The organism is Cryobacterium sp. Hz9, from assembly GCF_004402825.1.
Lineage (GTDB): Bacteria > Actinomycetota > Actinomycetes > Actinomycetales > Microbacteriaceae > Cryobacterium > Cryobacterium gelidum.
In genome coordinates this window covers 1-15,155 of the sequence record NZ_SOFC01000017.1, presented here as the reverse complement: position 1 = coordinate 15,155, position 15,155 = coordinate 1, and the positions used below count along the sequence as shown (strand labels likewise).

Sequence of the window (15,155 nt, the reverse complement as noted above, 5' to 3'; positions counted from 1 at the left end):
GGGCTGAACGACCTTCTCGAGGTCGGACCACCAGCTCGGGGCCCGGGACTACTCATAGGACTATCGTCGCGCACGGCAATCAAAGACGGGCTGGACATGATGATGATTCCTGATTCTCGCCCTACGTCACACGGCGGACTTGCTCTGAGCTACTGGCCTCACCCAACCCTGACACGTAGGGAGTCGGCTGTCCGACTCCAACGAGTGTCTCCTAACTGCCGTAAGGTCCGGCTGGTCAGGCGTATTCGCTTCGGTCAGGCGCAGGCCTCGGCGGATTTCCCCGCAGAAGAGGAACCCGATTGATGTTGGTGTCGTCGGGGTGGCCTCCGTCTCAGGGAACACGCTCACGACGACTTTGAACGACGCCCGCGAGTCCACCTTTCCGCTAAAGGATGCATTTATCTGAATCGTGCCGCCCCTGCTGCCCTCGGGAAGAACTACCCCGATCCGTCCTGGATCGGATGCCGTCGGAGACGCAGGCAGAGACCAGACCAGTAGTCCAACACTCAACAAGCCGAAGACGAGCGCCACCGCGAAGCCAGTCCAAATGACGATTCGCCGACGCGACGCTGCATCTTTGGCCTTTAGGTCCTCCGTCTCGAGTAGACGGTCAACGGTTAAGCGAACATGTGCCAAATTCGCCTCGATCGCATGTGCGGCCGCCTTCCGCGAACGACCCCATCGGAGCATTTGACTTGTCCTTTCTTATTCGGAGCTCATTTACCTACGGACTTAGTCGAGGCATTTTTCTCGCGAAGCGACATTGATACCCGCGTTCCGGACCTCGGGTAGCGCCCCCAATCGGCAGTCCACACCCGGGTCCGTTGGCTGACGTCCAGATGGGTCTTAGGAGCAAATAGACACAGACCGCATCGTATCAACGCATGAGAACCGAGCGAGGCCGTTGAAGGATCCGCTACCGGAACGTTGCAACTGTCCCACTCAAGGTTCCTTTGTGACCGCCAGGAATTCACGCCGATTTCGTGTGAACGCAGCCAGGCTCCCACCACAGGAGAGTCGCTTCGATCTCCCGGAGGACAAAACGTTCGACGTTGGCGTTTAGAGGATCAGGGGATTCTTCACGAAGGCGGAGCCAGCCGCTGCAGCACCGTCGCCGGCTCAGTTTTTACGGCGCGGTCAGGCTCCGCGTAGTGCGCCTTTGTCGTCGACGTCGACGTCGACGTGTGTCCGAGTACATCGGCCGCAGCCTGCATACCCAGTTCGTTGGCGAGCAGCGTCGCCCCCGTTCGGCGAAAGGCGTGGGGGTGATCCCCATGCCTTCGAGGCCAGCGTTCCGGAGAATCTCGCGGAATGTGCGCCGAACGTTGTGCGGCGCGAGTGGCTTGCCGTTCCGCGTGAAGAACAGCAGATGTTCCCCGTCCTCCGCCTCGATCAGTGTTAGACGTCGTCGTATCACCTCTGCCGCGAATTGCGGCACGGCGACGACCCGGTTCGATTCATGCGTCTTGGGATGCGCCTGACGAAGCACGCCGGCGCCACTTTGCACGACGAGGGTTCCGCGGATGTGCACCCAAGGCGGGTCGGCGGTCATATCTATGTCGCACTTTCGAAGCGCAAGCGTCTCGCCGATACGCGTCGCCGTGCCGAGCATCACCTCGATCAGGTCCCGCACCTGCCCGTCGGGTTTGGGCCCCATCCTGCCCTCCGCTGTGCGCCAGTCGCGGGCCGCGAGGCGGATTGCGGCTACCTGATCCGGCGTGAGCGCCTTCGGGGTGTGCTGGGGCTTCTTCATCCGCGAGGTTTCCTTCACGGGATTGCGCGCGATGATTCCCCGCCGCACCGCAAACCCCAGCACCATGCTGAGGATCGTGCGGGAGTGCTTGGCTCGCGTGTACGAGATCGCGCGCTGCACCTTCAGGAAAAGCTCAATGCGGCCGACGGTCACCTCGCGAACCGTGAAGTGCTCGAAAAAGGGAAGCACGAGCCCGCGCAGTTCGTACTCGTAGACGGTTTTTGTACCGTTCGCGCGGTCGACGTCGAGCATCAGGTCCTCCAGCCAGGCCTCGGCCAGCATTCTGAACGGCGAGCCCGCGTTCACTGAGTCGCCGAAATTACCGACGCGCATACGCGTGGCCAGCTCGACCTTGAGCGCGGTCTCCGCCGCGTTACGACTCGAGCCGGTCGCGGTGACTTGCCTCGACTGACCGTCCCAGTCGCGGAAACGAGCCGTCGCCCGGAAACGCCCTGCACCGACCTCGGTCGTCTTTATCGCGCCGAACGTACTGATCGGCAGTCGGGGTCGGCCGGCCATCAGCGCTCGCCCCCGCGGCCGCCCGTGGACGGCACGGGCTCGTGAAGACCGTCCAGCCACCGAAGAACATCGGAGACGCGGTAGCGGATCTCCCGTCCGACTCGAATGCCGGATGGGCCGCGGCCATCGGTACGCAGGTCGTAGATCGTCTGCACGTGCACGCCGAGATACTTGGCGAGCTCGCTCGTCGTGAGTACGAGCTCCAAACCGAGCCCCGAGAGACTTGTAGCATCCATAACCCGTAGGTGCCCAAGGTCACACCAGGTGAATCGAACTGGGTCGCGTACCTTCTCTCCGAGCGCCCACAAGGGGCAGGCGCCGCGGAATAAACGTTGAATAAACGTTGAGTGAATCAAGTCTTGCCCCTTCGGTGAGGACAAGACACCCTGGTCAGACGATTTTTTTGGTGCCCCCGGTAGGAATCGAACCTACGACAATCGGATTAGAAGGCCGGTGCTCTATCCACTGAGCTACGGGGGCGGTACTGTTCAAGGTTACAGGTCGCCGGCCTGCTCCGGTCGCCGCTGAAGATCAGTTGCTGACGCGCCGGGCCAATTGGTGCATCGACGGCATCGCACCGACCAGTTGCCGTGTGTACGGGTGCAGGGGGTGGTCCAAGACGTCGGCCGTGGGTCCCCCTTCGACGATGCGTCCGTCGGAGATGACGGCCACAGTGTCGCACAGGTGGCGGATGACGCCGAGGTCGTGCGAGACGAACACGAGGGTGAGCTGGTATTCATCGACGAGGTCGGCCAGCAGGTTGAGCACCTGGGCCCGTACCGACACGTCGAGGGCGCTGACCGCCTCATCGGCCACCAGAATTCGCGGCCGGGAGATGAGAGCCCGCGCAATCGAAATGCGTTGCCGTTGGCCGCCCGAGAACTGATGTGGATGCCGGTCCATCACGTCGGCGTCGAGCCCGACGGCGCTCAGTTGGGCTTCGACCCGGGCTCGTACTTCGGCCCGATTCACGTTGTGCAGGGGTTCGGCGACGATGTCGCGCACCTTCATGCGCGGATCCAGGGACCCCATCGGGTCCTGAAAGACGATCTGCACTTGACTGCGAAAATCGCGCAGTTGTCGTTCCGAGGCTGTCCCGATCGACTGCCCGAGCACGTCGACCGTGCCCGAGCTCGGCCGGTCGAGGGCGCAGAGGATGCGCATGAGCGTGGACTTACCCGAACCCGATTCACCCACGATGCCAAGCCGTTGCCCCTCGGCTACGTCGAACGACACGTCCCTCAGGCCGTGCACGACCGGTGCCGGGGCGAACAGGCCGCCGCCCCCGCGCCGCCGATACTGCCGACTCAGGGCGCGCACCCGGATGGCCGGCGCTCCGGCTACCGCGTTGAAGATCACCGGTGGTCCACCGCGTTCGAGGTGCTGGTGTGCGGCCCGGTGCGGCAGGATCGGCGCTGCGGTGGCATCCGCTTCGATCGTGCGCGGTACGGGGTCTACGGCCGGTGTGATCGGGGTGACGATGACGAGCCGTGACCTGGTGTGCAGCCGGCCACGAGCGTCGACCGCGGAGAGATCGGAAGCCGCAATCAGTTTCTGGGTATGCGCGTGCTGCGGCGCGGTCAACACGCGTGCAACCGGCCCGTCCTCCACGATATTGCCTTGGTACATGACGAGCACCCGCTGGCACACCTCCGCGACCACCGCGATGTCGTGCGTGATCAACAGCAGCGCGGTGCTCCGGTCGGCGACGAGATTTGCGAGGAGCTTCAGTACCTCCGCCTGCACGGTGACGTCGAGCGCCGTGGTCGGTTCGTCGCAGAGCAAGAGCTGCGGATTGTTGGCCATCGCCATCGCGAGCATGACACGCTGGCGTTGCCCCCCGGAAAGCTGATGCGGAAAAGCCTGGGCCGCTGCACGAGGGTTCGACAGCTTAACCTGGGCCAGCAGGGCGACGGCGCGTTCCCAGGCCTGACGCCGTCCCGGTTCGGTGTGGTGCACCGTCATGATTTCGGCCACCTGGGCGCCCACCCGCATCAGCGGGTTCAGGGCGGTCATCGGTTCCTGGAAGACCATCGCCAGTCTGTTGCCGCGTAGCTGGTTCAGGCTGCGTTCGGGCGCCGTGAGCAGGTTGGCGTCGACACCGTTCAGACGCACCGTGCCGGTGGCGGTGAGCGTTTCCGGCAGCAGCCCCATGACGGATGTCGCGGTGAGCGACTTGCCCGACCCGGATTCCCCGATGAGGCCGACGCGTTCGCCGGCAGCGAGATCGAAACTGATGCCGTGCAGCAGCTCGGCGAAGGGTGAACCGACCCGCAGGTCCTTCACGCGGAGAGTGGGCGGGGTCATCGTTTCACCTGCATCCTGGGGTCGAAGCGGTCGCGCAGGCCGTCACCGAGCAGGTTGAAGCCGAGCACCAAGATGGCAATGGCGATTCCCGGCCACAGGATGAGCAGCGGCTCGACGAAGAGGTAGCCCTGTGCCTCCTGCAGCATGCGCCCCCAGGACGGTGTGGGCGGAGGCGTGCCGAGCCCCAGATACGACAGCGCGGCCTCGGCGAGAACCGCGATGCCGAACGAGACGGAGGCTTGCACGATGAGCATGCCGCTGATGTTGGGCAGGATGTGCCGCACCCCGATGAATAGGCCGCTCTTGCCCGCGGCACGGGCCGCCAGCACATACTCACGGCTCATGATCTGCATGGTGCCACTGCGGGCGATGAGTGCGAACGCGGGTGCCGTGCCGATGCCGAGTGCGACCATGGCGGTGATCGTGCCAGCTCCGAAGATGGCCCCGAAGATGATCGCGAGCAGCAGGGCGGGGAAGGCGAGCGAGATATCGTTACCGCGCATCATGAACTGGTCGACTCGGCCGGGATTCATGCCGGCCACGATGCCGAAGGGAACGCCGAGTCCGGCCGCGATGCCAACCGCAACGGTGCCCACGAGCAGGGCGATCTGGGCGCCGCGGAGGATGGAACTGAAGACGTCCCGCCCAAAGCTGTCGGTGCCCAGCAGGTATTCGGTGCCGGGCGGTCGCAGGATGGAATCCGGGAAGACGCCTTCCGGGTCGAACGGCGTCCACCACACCGACACGACGGCGGCCAGGACTACGAGGCCGACCAGTACCAGGCCGGCCCAGAGCGTTGCTCCGCCGTTCCTGCCGGCGGCCGCGGGGCGTCGCCGTGGCCCGGTCGCGGCCGGGCCACGGCGATCTACGGCGGTCATGAGGCGCTCCGCAATCGGGGATCGATCACCGTGAAGGCGAGGTCAACGAGAAAGTTCAGCAGCAGCACGAACACGACGAGAACCAGCACGATGCCCTGCACTGCGGGCAGGTCACGCAGCGCGACCTTGTCGAGCAGCAGGCTGCCGAGGCCGGGAAGGCTGAAAACCCGCTCGATCACGACGGCGCCCACCAGCAGGGAGGCGATCTGCAGCCCGAGCACGGTCATCACCGGAACGGCCGCGTTCCGCAACCCGTGCCGGAACAGCGCCCTGCCCGCACCGAGGCCCTTGGCCCTGGCGGTGCGGATGAAGTCTTCACGCGTGACCTCGAGAACCGACGATCGCACGTACCGGCTGAGCACGGCGCCCTGCACGCTGCCGAGGGCGATCGCGGGCAGAATCAGGTGCTGGAGGAATCCCCCGAGATCGTCGCCCGGATCAACCCACCCACCGGCCGGAAGCCAACGCAGCGTCACGGCGAAAACCGTGACGAGAAGCATCCCGGCCAGAAACCCGGGTACGGCGACCCCGATCTGGCTGATGCCCGACAGGATCGCGCCGTCGGGCTTTCGCTGCCGGACCGCGGATAGGATTCCGAACGGAACCGCGAAGAGCAGGGCCAGCACGACGCTGGTCAGTACGAGGATCACCGTGATGCCGAGGGCATCCGTTATTTCGGGGCCGATCGCTCGACGCGACACGGTGGAGGTGCCGAAGTCGCCGACGAGCACATGCCCAAACCAGTCCAGGTAGCGCACGACCGCGGGGCGGTCGAGTCCCATGGCCGTGGTCTGGGCGGCGACATCCGCTTCGGTCGCCTGCACGCCCAAAGCTATGCGCGCGGCGTTGCCGGGCAGGATAGACAGCATCAGGAAGGTCACAATCGACGCCACGACGACCGTGGTGGCGAACACGCCGATGCGACGCAGCACCACAAGAACCATAACGGGACTTTCCTCTGACTGATCTACGGTGGGCACGACACTGAGGCAGTGTCGCGCCAACCGCCCGAACATCAACCGTACGCGTACCGGATTCGACGGGCGCTATCGTGCGATGGTCGAGAGATCCAGCGCGAGGCTCGGGCTGTTCTTCGGCACGCCGAGCAGATCGGCCTCGGCGAGGGAGATGGCCGGCTGCAGGTAGAGCCAGTTGGCAGCGGCTTCCTCGGTCATGGTCCTCGTCGCCTCCCGCATCAGCTCGACGTGGGTGGCCGCGTCTGCGGCATCCGCTTGAGCGAATTTTGCTATCACCTCGGGCGAGTCGTAGGCCGCGTAATAGGAGGGGACGGCGAAGCTGGTCGCATCGCGCGGCTCGCTGTGCATGATGAGCGACATGTCGTAGTCGTGGTTGGCGAAGACCTCGTCCAGCCACACGGCGGGAAACTCCAGCACCGTCACATTGGCGGTGATGCCCACTTTGTCGAGCTGATCCTTGACCACCTGGGCGCCGGCCACGGCGTAGGGAAGGTTGGGAATCTTGAATGCCACACTCAAGTCGCTGACTCCGGCCTGGTCGAGCAGTTCTATCGCCTTGTCGGGATCGTACGGGTAAAGATCGGCCAGACTCGCGTCGTACCAGGGGTCGGTTGGCGGCACCATGGAGCCGATCAGCAGACCGTAGCCGCTGTTCGCCGTGTCCAGGACGGCCTGACGATCGATCGCGTACATGACCGCCTGCCGCACCCGCACATCGCTGAAGGCGGCACCGGCGTTGTTCATCGACAGAGTGACCTCACCCGTGCTGGCGCCTTCCAGCACCTGAAAATCGGCGTTTGACTTGAACTGGTCGACCAGCTGGAATTGCGAGATGCCCGAAATGAGGCTGATGTCGCCGCTGAGCAGGGCGTTGGTCTGCGCGGTCGCATCGGTGAAATAGCGCAGCGTCACATCGCTCATGTACGGGGCCTCACCCCAATAGTCGGCGTTGGTGGCGAGCACGAGGCTGTCGCCCTTCTTGAAGGAGCTGACCGTATACGGACCGGTACCCACCGCATCGGTGGCCAGGTCGGCGATGCCGGATTCAGTGAACATGGAGCCAACCGGACCGCTCATGTTGAACAGCCAGCTATTGCTCGGCTTCGACAGGGTGATGCGGGCCTGACTGTCGCTGACCACCTCAATCTGGGCAATCGGATCGAGGTAGGCGGGACCGTTGGCGGTCCAGTTGTCCTTCACCCGTTCGAGGCTGAATTTGACGCTGGCGGCGGTGAACGGTGACCCATCGGAGAAGGTGACTCCCTTGTTGAGCTGAAAGTCGTACACCAACCCGTCTTCGCTGACCGTCCACGACTTGGCGAGCAGGGGCATGATGGTGCCGTCGTTGTCGAGTTTCACCAGTCCCTCGTACACGTTGTAGAGCAGCGCCTGCGGAATCGCCGCCCCTGCGGTCGTGGTGTAGTCGAGGTTACCGGGAGTGGCCAGCAGACCCACGGTCAACGACGTGTCGGGCTCGGTGCCGGTGGATGCGGTCCCAACCGAGCATCCGACCAGCCCCAGGGAGGCCAGAATGGCCGTCGAAATGCTGGCAACGACCCGACGCCGGGTGAGTGCTCTCACCGCTCAGAGCGCTTTAGCTGCGGCGACGAGAACCTGAGCCAGGGTCGGAACACCGGCCGCGCGAAAAACTTCGGTTCCGGCCCCGTTCGTCACGATGACGGTGGGGGTGTTGCGCACATGCAGCTCCTCAGCCTCCTCCGGTGCGGCAGCGACGTCGACTTCGCGCACGGTGGCGCCGGGTACGAGTCGTTTTGCCTCGGCGAGGACCGCTCGCGTCTGCATACATGGTTCGCAGAAAGACGACGAATACAGTGTGAATTCCATCAGGGCCTCGCAGGTCGCGCGTTAAAGATCGGAGGCCTTCAAGTTTACAGGCCGTGTCGCAGGCCACCGGTAGACTCGAACCATGACGAACAGCACGACTGGTACCTCACCGACGACCGCCCCCACGACCGCCCCGGCGTCGAAAAGTCCCGACCGCCTGGTCTGGATCGACTGCGAGATGACCGGGCTTGACCTGGACCGCGACGAGCTCGTCGAGATCGCCGTCGTCATTACCGACTACGACCTCAATGTGCTCGACCCCGGCCTCGACATCATCATCAAGCCCAACGATTCCGCCCTCGAAAATATGGGCGATTTCGTGCGCAACATGCACACGTCCTCGGGCCTCCTCACCGAGATCCCGAACGGCGTCAGCGCCGCCGAGGCCGAGTTTCAGGTTCTCGAATACGTGTTGAAATTCATCCCCGCCGAGCAGAAGGCCCCGCTCGCCGGCAACTCCATCGGCACCGACCGCGCCTTCCTCACCCGTTACATGCCTCGCCTCGACAACCAGCTGCACTACCGTAACGTCGACGTGTCGTCGATCAAGGAACTCGCCCGGCGCTGGTACCCGCGGGTGTACTTCAACGCCCCGGCCAAAGACGGCGGACACCGCGCCCTCGCCGACATTCTCGAGTCGATCCGCGAGCTCGCGTACTACCGCCAGACGGTGTTCGTCGCCGACCCCGGGCCGACCAGCGACGAAGCCAAGTCGCACGCCAGCGACGTTGTGCACTTATTCGCCCCCGAGGTGTAATAGGATTGCGGAGTTGCCCCGCGTTGTAAACGTAGGGACGCATGGTGGGTATAGCTCAGTTGGCAGAGCGCCTGGTTGTGGTCCAGGAGGTCGCGGGTTCAATCCCCGTTACTCACCCCAATGAAACACCGCACTTTCCACGATCGGTGCACGCTATGGCCAAGGTTCGATGATGTTGGAACTGGACGCGGCCGAATTCGAGCGACTCGTCGTCGATGAGCTCGACCTGCTGCCCGATGACATGGTCGATGGACTCGACAATGTGATCTTCGTGGTCGAAGACCGTCCCGAAGACGGCACCCTGGACATCCTGGGTCTGTACGACGGAGTAGCCCTGACCGAGCGCGGTCAGTACGGCTTTGGCGAGATGCCCGATCGCATTGTGTTGTACCGGGAGTCATTGCTGGCGATCTGCACGAGCCTCGACGATCTGCATGACGAAGTGCACATCACCCTGGTTCACGAAATTGCCCATTTCTTTGGGCTTGATGACGACAGGCTGCACGAACTCGGCTGGGGCTGACCTCGAGCGGTCTAGCCTTGGGGCATGAGCTCCTTCCGTCCCGGCCGTCTCGTCGGCATTCTGGCCGGAACCGTGGTAATTCTCGGCCTCGGCATCTACGGCCCCGCGACGCTGCTGGGGCCCCTCCCGGCCGTCACGGCCACCACCGTCACGCCCGCTGCCAGCGCCGAAGCGCCCACTCCCCCGGTACTCTCGGCCAATGGTGCAAGCGCCATCGCCGTGCTCGCCGCCACGACCAGTGACACCTCCGGCACGACCTCAACCGGCGCGGATTCACCCCGCGCAGGTTCGACCACCTCGGCACCGATCGCGGTCGCTGGGACGGCCGAGGCGCTCCCGATGGCATCCATTGCCAAGGTCGTGACCGCCCTTGTTGTTCTCGACGCCAAACCGATCGTGGCGGGCGGGACCGGCCCCACCGTAACCCTCACGGCAGCCGACTTTCAGAGCTACCTTGATTACGACACCGTCGGCGCCCGCTCGGTCGCGGTCTTCGCCGACGAGCAGTGGACCGAGCTCGAGCTGCTGCAGGCGCTGCTGCTCGGGTCGAGCAATAACCACGCCGATAGTGTGGCCCGCTGGGCCTTCGGTTCGGTCGACGCCTACGTTGTAGCCGCTAATACCTGGCTCGCCGACAACGGACTGACCGACACCGTCGTTGTCGACACCACCGGGCTGCACGATGCGAGCGCCGGTACCGCCACCGATCTGGCTCACCTCGCGGGCCTCGCCGCGACCGACCCGATCGTTTCGGCGATGCTGTCCAGTCCCGCATCCGCTTTGGCTAACCGTCGTGGTGTCGAGAACACCACGTCTTTTCTGCCCGAAGAAGGTGTCACCGGCATTTCGCGCAGTTACACGGACGCCGCCGGTGTCTGTTTTTTGTTCACCGCCCAGGTCAGTGACGGCGTTTCGAGTTTCACGTTTTCGGGCGCTTTCATCGGTGAACCGACCTATGGTGCGCTCACCGCCGATCTCACCGCCCTCATGGCGAGCGCGCGCGCAGGAGTGGGACTGCTGCCGGTTCTGGCCGCCGGTGATTCCTATGCGACGTTCACTTCAGCGTGGGGCGACACCGCCGCGGCCGTGGTCGGCGTCGCGCGCACCCGCTATGCCTGGCAGGCCGCGACGCCGGCGGCCGCGACGGTCACGCTCAAGGACTTCGCGACGGCGCGAACCGGCGCGAACGTCGGACAGGTTCGACTCACCGTCGCCGGGGAGAAGCTGTCGGCCGCCCTGAAACTCGACGAGGGTATCGGCGATCCGGGTCTCGGCTGGCGGCTGTTGCATCCGATCGTGATGATCACGGCCCTGCTCGACCAGTAGAACCGGCTACAGCGGCTCCACCTCGGTATCGATCGGGTCACTCTCGCCCTCGTCGAAGGCGTAGCGTACGCGGCGTTGCCCGTTCATGTCTCGATCGTCGACCTCGTCGTACCAGAACACCGATTCCAGTCCGCCGACCGCGGCGACCATGCTGATGCGCGGCGCGTGTTTTCCCCTCACGAGCGCCCGGGAATCGATCTGGCCCTCGAGTGGGCCGTCGATGAACTCGGCGATATACAGGGTGGGTGTACCGGAATCGTCACGGTCGGGATTACTCATGGCACACAATCTAGTCCTCTGCGGCGTGCTATCGCCGATTAGTCGGCCGCCCGCAAGCGAATGGTCGCGCGATTCTCGGGCGTCTCCTGCTCGACATACGTCGCCCATTCCTGCTGCCACTGGTCCCAGTGTGTTCGGAACGCTTCGCCGTCACGGTCCAACGCACGCTGTTTGCGCAGTGCGTCTCCAGCCCCCAGCCAAACCCGCACGTCGCTGAGCGGCTCGTGCACGGCCGCGAGAGTGCCGCAGCCCTCCACGATCAGCGGACGGGCGGCGTCAAGCGGATGCCACTCCGCCGCCTGGTTCTTGGTCCAGTCGTAGCGCTGCCAGGCCGCGGGCTTTCCCCGGTGCCGCGGTGCAAGCACGAACCGACCCAGATGTCGGATGGCCGAGTCGAGGCCATCCCAGCCGGGATAGATGTCATCCAGGCGCACGAGTTGTGGGTGCACCGTGCCCGGCCACTGCGCGACGAGTGCGTCGGCGAGGGTACTCTTGCCCGCGCCACTCGGCCCGTCGATGAGCACTACCGGGGTCGGCCCGGCAGCGCCCACTGCCCGCAGTACGGGTGCCAGTAATGTCGTGAAGTTCCGTAGGACCGGCCCGGCCTGATGCGAACGATTGGTCTCAGGCAAGAACAAAACTCCAGGTCTCGGCCCATACCGCGACGCCGATGGCGATACCGGCAATGGCCAATCCGATGCCGACGAGAACGGCATCGGCCGGGCGAATCCGTGACGGCCGAGCCCAGGTCCGGGGCGCGTCGCTGCCAAAGCCACGCGCCTCCATGGCCGTGGCGAGTTTGCTGCCCCGTCGAACGGAGATGACGAGCAGGGAGAATGCCGGGCCGAAGAACCGCCGGGCGGCGCCGCGCACGCCACCGCCATCGCCGACCCCGCGGGCCCGGCGGGCCAGCGTGAGCGAGTGCCAGTCTTCGATGAACATACCCACGAGCCGCAGGCCGGCCAGGCCGCCGAGCACAAACCGGGCCGGCAGGCGCAGCACCTGGGCGAGGCCGTCGGCGAGGTCGGTCGGATCGGTCGTGGCGAGCAGCACGATGCCGGGCAAGCCGATGGCCAGCACCCGGAGCCCGATCGCCAGGCCCAGCTGGGCAGAGCCTTCGGTCACCGAGATGAATCCGACCTGCCCGAGCAGCGCGCCGGAATCTTCGCCGTAGAGGATCGTCGTTATTGACGCCAGCGGTGCCGCGATCCAGACCGGCGCGGTGCGCAGCCAGAACTGCCGGGCGCTCAGGCCGCACCAGAGCAGCAATACGGCCTCGAGCAACAGGGCGACACCGGCGGAGACCCAGTCGATCGACAACAGCAACGCGCAGCTCACGATGAGGGCGACGGCGAGCTTGGCCACCGGGTTGAGTCGGGCGACGACGCTCGGGCGAATCGCCGGAGTCAGCAGGCTCACAGCGCGCCCGTGGCGAGTGTGATCGGGTCGGGCAGACCGAGTTGGTATTCCTCGTCAGCGAGGGCGCTGACGAATTGGGCGTCGTGGGTGACCGCTATGAGGGCAATTCCCTCGTCGAGCAGCTCGGCTAGCAGGATCAGGAGTTCCTGCCAGGTGCGGGAGTCCTGTCCGAAGGTCGGCTCATCGAGCACGAGTAGGCGAGGGCGGGTCGCGAGCACGGTGGCGACGGACATCCGTCTCTTTTCGCCGCCCGACAGGGTGAATGGGTTGGCGTCGGCGAGATGATCGAGTCGCAGTCGGCGCATCAGCTCGTCCACGCGGCTGGTCTGCTCGGCGGGGCTGAGCCCGAGGGCGCGCGGACCGATCAGCAGGTCGTCGCGCACCGTGGCGGCGAGAAACTGATGCTCCGGGTCTTGGAAGACGGTTCCGATGCGGGTGAGTAACTGCTTCGAGCGCCAGCGGTGCGGCTGGGGGTTGATGCCGGCCGCGAAGCCGTCGCTCGCGCGCAGTGCTCCCCCGGCCGGCGCGAGCAGACCGGCCAGGGTGAGGGCGAGGGTGGATTTGCCGGCGCCGTTTGGTCCGGTCAGGACGGTGGCCGTGCCGGCGCGCACGTCGAGGGTGATGCCATCGGCGACGACGGATGCCGTGCGCCGACCAAACGGAACGCGACCGACCGCGAGCGCCTCGGCCCGCAGCAGGGTCTGCGGATGACCGATCGGGTGGCGCGTCGGAAACCGTGGCGGCAGTGCCGGCACCCAGACACCGGCCTGCGCCAACCGTTCGGCCTGGCTGGACAGGATTTCACGGGTCGCACCGTCAGCCAGCACGCCGCCGGCCGCGTCGAGCACGATGACGCGGTCAACGATGTCCTGCCAGACTTCGACCCGGTGCTCGATGACGACGAACGTTGCCCCGGACTGGTCGAGGGAACGCACGACGGCGTCGCGAACGTCGATGACGCCGGCGGGGTCGAGGTTCGCGGTCGGTTCGTCGAGCAGCAGCAGTCCCGGCTGCATGGCGAGCACGCCGGCCAGGGCGAGGCGTTGTTTCTGGCCGCCACTCAGGCGCGAGGTGGGATGGTCGAGCGGCAAGTCCAGGCCAACCTCGGCCAGGGCCCGCCGCACGCGCGGCCAGATCTCGGCGCGCGGAACGGCGAGGTTCTCGCAGCCGAACGCGACGTCGTCTCCGACCCGGGCTAGCACGACCTGGGAGTCCGGGTCTTGCAGGACTAGTCCGACGCGCCCGCGTGCCTCGGCCGCGCGTCGCCCGTCAATGAGCAGGCTGCCCGTTTCATCGCCGTCCTCGGCGTCGCCGAGTACGCCGGCCAGGGCGTGCATCAGGGTACTTTTACCCGCGCCGCTGGCACCGAGCAGCAGGACCCGCTCGCCGGGCTCGATGTGCAGGTCGAGCCGGGACACCGCCTGGTTGTGGCGCCCGGCGTGGCGCCAGCCCCAGTCGCGGGCGTGGATCTGCGCGGCTCGAATCTTCGGGCCGGGAGCGGGCGTGAACGGCGAGGTTTCAGGCATCCGCTAGCTGAGCGCGGCGGAGGGCGCTCGAGAACCTTCCCGACCCGCGGCGAACCGGCTCAACGCGCCGGTGCGGGCCAGGCCACGCACCGCGAGCCAAGACATCAAACCGGCCAACACGGTTCCCGACACGACAGCGGATACGAAATAAATGACCTTGAAACCAAAATCCAGCGCCGAATAACTGGTGAAGGTCGTGTCGAGCAGGCCTACGGCCACGCCGGCGCCGGCGCCGGCAAGCAGCGCGACGCCGAGGCGCCAGTTCGCGTAGAAGAACAGGGCCAGCACTATTTCAGCGCCCAGGCCCTCAACAATTCCCCAGATGAGCGTCGAAAATCCCCATTGGGTACCGATGAGCATCGACACGACGGCTGCAATGACTTCGGTGTAGAGGGCCGCGCCGGGCTTGCGAATGATGAGGCCGCCGAGTACCCCGGCAAACAGCCAGCCGCCGGCCAGGAGGCCTTCGAGGCCCGGCGTGAACGCGAGGATCGCGCTGAGCGGGGACCAGGCCAGGCCCCAGGCCCAGAAGATGACCCCGCTCGCAACGCCGATGACGCTCGCGACGACGATGTCGACGACACGCCAGCGAAAGTTGCGTGGTTTCTTCGCCGCGGCCGGCAGCGTGGATGTGATTGTAGCGTGCACTGTTCGTGCCCTTTCCGTAGGTGAATACAGGGCACGGGATTGAGAAGCCTCCCTGCGCTGGCATGATCCAGATCAGGTTCGACGGTCGAAGCTTGGTCAGCTTCCTCTCAGCCCGGTATACCGGACTCCCGTGATCACTCTCAATTATAGTGCCTCGCCTAGACTTGCGGCATGGGGACAAGGACATGAGCATTGGCATCCTGCTCGTGCTGGCGGCGCTGTACCTCGTGCTGATGCGCCGATTCATTCTGCGGCGGCGCCGCATTGCGCAGGGCCTGCCCGTGAGCGACCCGTGGCACTTTCCGGCCTGGTTGCGCCCACGCGTGCCGCGCTGGGTGCGCCGCCGGTTCGCGCGGCGCCCGCGCCGGCCGCGCCGCATCCGCTCTGCGCGCTGGCCG

16 protein-coding genes, 2 tRNA genes and 1 riboswitch are annotated in these 15,155 nt (G+C 65.6%); of the genes, 5 read left to right on the top strand and 13 right to left on the bottom strand.

All coding sequences use genetic code 11. The features are described 5' to 3' along the window. Positions 1–1,126: 1,126 nt before the first annotated feature. From E3N85_RS08940 to E3N85_RS08905, 8 genes are all read right to left on the bottom strand, one after another. Complete coding sequence (locus tag E3N85_RS08940) at positions 1,127–2,272, bottom strand: tyrosine-type recombinase/integrase (RefSeq protein WP_134462349.1); 1,146 nt, start codon at positions 2,270–2,272, stop codon at positions 1,127–1,129. After that, on the bottom strand, positions 2,272–2,508 hold the full coding sequence (locus E3N85_RS08935; protein WP_134462346.1) for a helix-turn-helix domain-containing protein: 237 nt from the start codon (positions 2,506–2,508) through the stop codon (positions 2,272–2,274). Before E3N85_RS08935 ends, E3N85_RS08940 begins: the two co-directional genes overlap by 1 nt. Positions 2,509–2,676: 168 nt before the next feature. Further along, positions 2,677–2,752 (bottom strand) — tRNA-Arg (locus E3N85_RS08930). Positions 2,753–2,803: 51 nt separating this feature from the next. After that, on the bottom strand, positions 2,804–4,579 hold the full coding sequence (locus E3N85_RS08925; protein ID WP_134462344.1) for an ABC transporter ATP-binding protein: 1,776 nt from the start codon (positions 4,577–4,579) through the stop codon (positions 2,804–2,806). Continuing rightward, entirely contained in the window at positions 4,576–5,457 is an 882-nt protein-coding gene (locus E3N85_RS08920; protein ID WP_134462341.1) for an ABC transporter permease, read from the bottom strand. Before E3N85_RS08920 ends, E3N85_RS08925 begins: the two co-directional genes overlap by 4 nt. Beyond that, on the bottom strand, positions 5,454–6,401 hold the full coding sequence (locus tag E3N85_RS08915) for an ABC transporter permease (protein WP_134462338.1): 948 nt from the start codon (positions 6,399–6,401) through the stop codon (positions 5,454–5,456). Before E3N85_RS08915 ends, E3N85_RS08920 begins: the two co-directional genes overlap by 4 nt. Positions 6,402–6,503: 102 nt before the next feature. Next, positions 6,504–8,015, bottom strand: coding sequence for an ABC transporter substrate-binding protein (locus tag E3N85_RS08910; RefSeq protein ID WP_134462335.1), 1,512 nt, complete (start codon positions 8,013–8,015; stop codon positions 6,504–6,506). Positions 8,016–8,018: 3 nt separating this feature from the next. After that, entirely contained in the window at positions 8,019–8,279 is a 261-nt protein-coding gene (locus E3N85_RS08905; RefSeq protein ID WP_134462332.1) for a thioredoxin domain-containing protein, read from the bottom strand. Positions 8,280–8,361: 82 nt separating this feature from the next. On the opposite strand from E3N85_RS08905, the gene orn reads away from it, so the two are divergent. From orn to E3N85_RS08885, 4 genes are all read left to right on the top strand, one after another. Further along, positions 8,362–9,036, top strand: coding sequence for an oligoribonuclease (gene orn, locus E3N85_RS08900; RefSeq protein WP_134462329.1), 675 nt, complete (start codon positions 8,362–8,364; stop codon positions 9,034–9,036). 44 nt (positions 9,037–9,080) lie between these two features. Next, positions 9,081–9,156, top strand: a tRNA-His gene (locus E3N85_RS08895). Between the two features lie 52 nt (positions 9,157–9,208). Next, positions 9,209–9,559 carry a metallopeptidase family protein gene (locus E3N85_RS08890; RefSeq protein WP_134462352.1) on the top strand — a complete coding sequence of 117 codons (351 nt, stop codon included), beginning with the start codon at positions 9,209–9,211 and terminating at the stop codon, positions 9,557–9,559. 24 nt (positions 9,560–9,583) lie between these two features. Then, positions 9,584–10,885: a hypothetical protein gene (locus tag E3N85_RS08885; protein WP_134462326.1), complete on the top strand. Its 1,302-nt coding sequence runs from the start codon at positions 9,584–9,586 to the stop codon at positions 10,883–10,885. Between the two features lie 6 nt (positions 10,886–10,891). Here the strand turns inward: E3N85_RS08885 and E3N85_RS08880 are convergent, their stop codons facing one another. The 5 genes from E3N85_RS08880 to E3N85_RS08860 are packed head-to-tail and all read right to left on the bottom strand — an operon-like array spanning position 10,892 to position 14,757. Then, positions 10,892–11,164 carry a hypothetical protein gene (locus E3N85_RS08880; protein ID WP_134462323.1) on the bottom strand — a complete coding sequence of 91 codons (273 nt, stop codon included), beginning with the start codon at positions 11,162–11,164 and terminating at the stop codon, positions 10,892–10,894. A 38-nt stretch (positions 11,165–11,202) separates the two neighbouring features. After that, positions 11,203–11,796 carry an ATP-binding protein gene (locus E3N85_RS08875; protein ID WP_241978401.1) on the bottom strand — a complete coding sequence of 198 codons (594 nt, stop codon included), beginning with the start codon at positions 11,794–11,796 and terminating at the stop codon, positions 11,203–11,205. Then, positions 11,789–12,583, bottom strand: a complete 795-nt coding sequence (locus E3N85_RS08870; protein ID WP_134462317.1) for an energy-coupling factor transporter transmembrane protein EcfT — start codon at positions 12,581–12,583, stop codon at positions 11,789–11,791. Before E3N85_RS08870 ends, E3N85_RS08875 begins: the two co-directional genes overlap by 8 nt. After that, complete coding sequence (locus E3N85_RS08865) at positions 12,580–14,109, bottom strand: ABC transporter ATP-binding protein (RefSeq protein ID WP_134462315.1); 1,530 nt, start codon at positions 14,107–14,109, stop codon at positions 12,580–12,582. Before E3N85_RS08865 ends, E3N85_RS08870 begins: the two co-directional genes overlap by 4 nt. 3 nt (positions 14,110–14,112) lie before the next feature. Then, the gene (locus tag E3N85_RS08860; protein WP_134462312.1) at positions 14,113–14,757 is read right to left on the bottom strand and encodes an ECF transporter S component; all 645 of its coding nucleotides are present in this window, start codon (positions 14,755–14,757) and stop codon (positions 14,113–14,115) included. A 31-nt stretch (positions 14,758–14,788) separates the two neighbouring features. Then, positions 14,789–14,899: riboswitch (TPP riboswitch) on the bottom strand. A gap of 43 nt (positions 14,900–14,942) precedes the next feature. On the opposite strand from E3N85_RS08860, the gene E3N85_RS08855 reads away from it, so the two are divergent. After that, on the top strand, positions 14,943–15,155 hold a 213-nt coding region (locus tag E3N85_RS08855), incomplete at its 3' end, for a hypothetical protein (protein WP_198412085.1).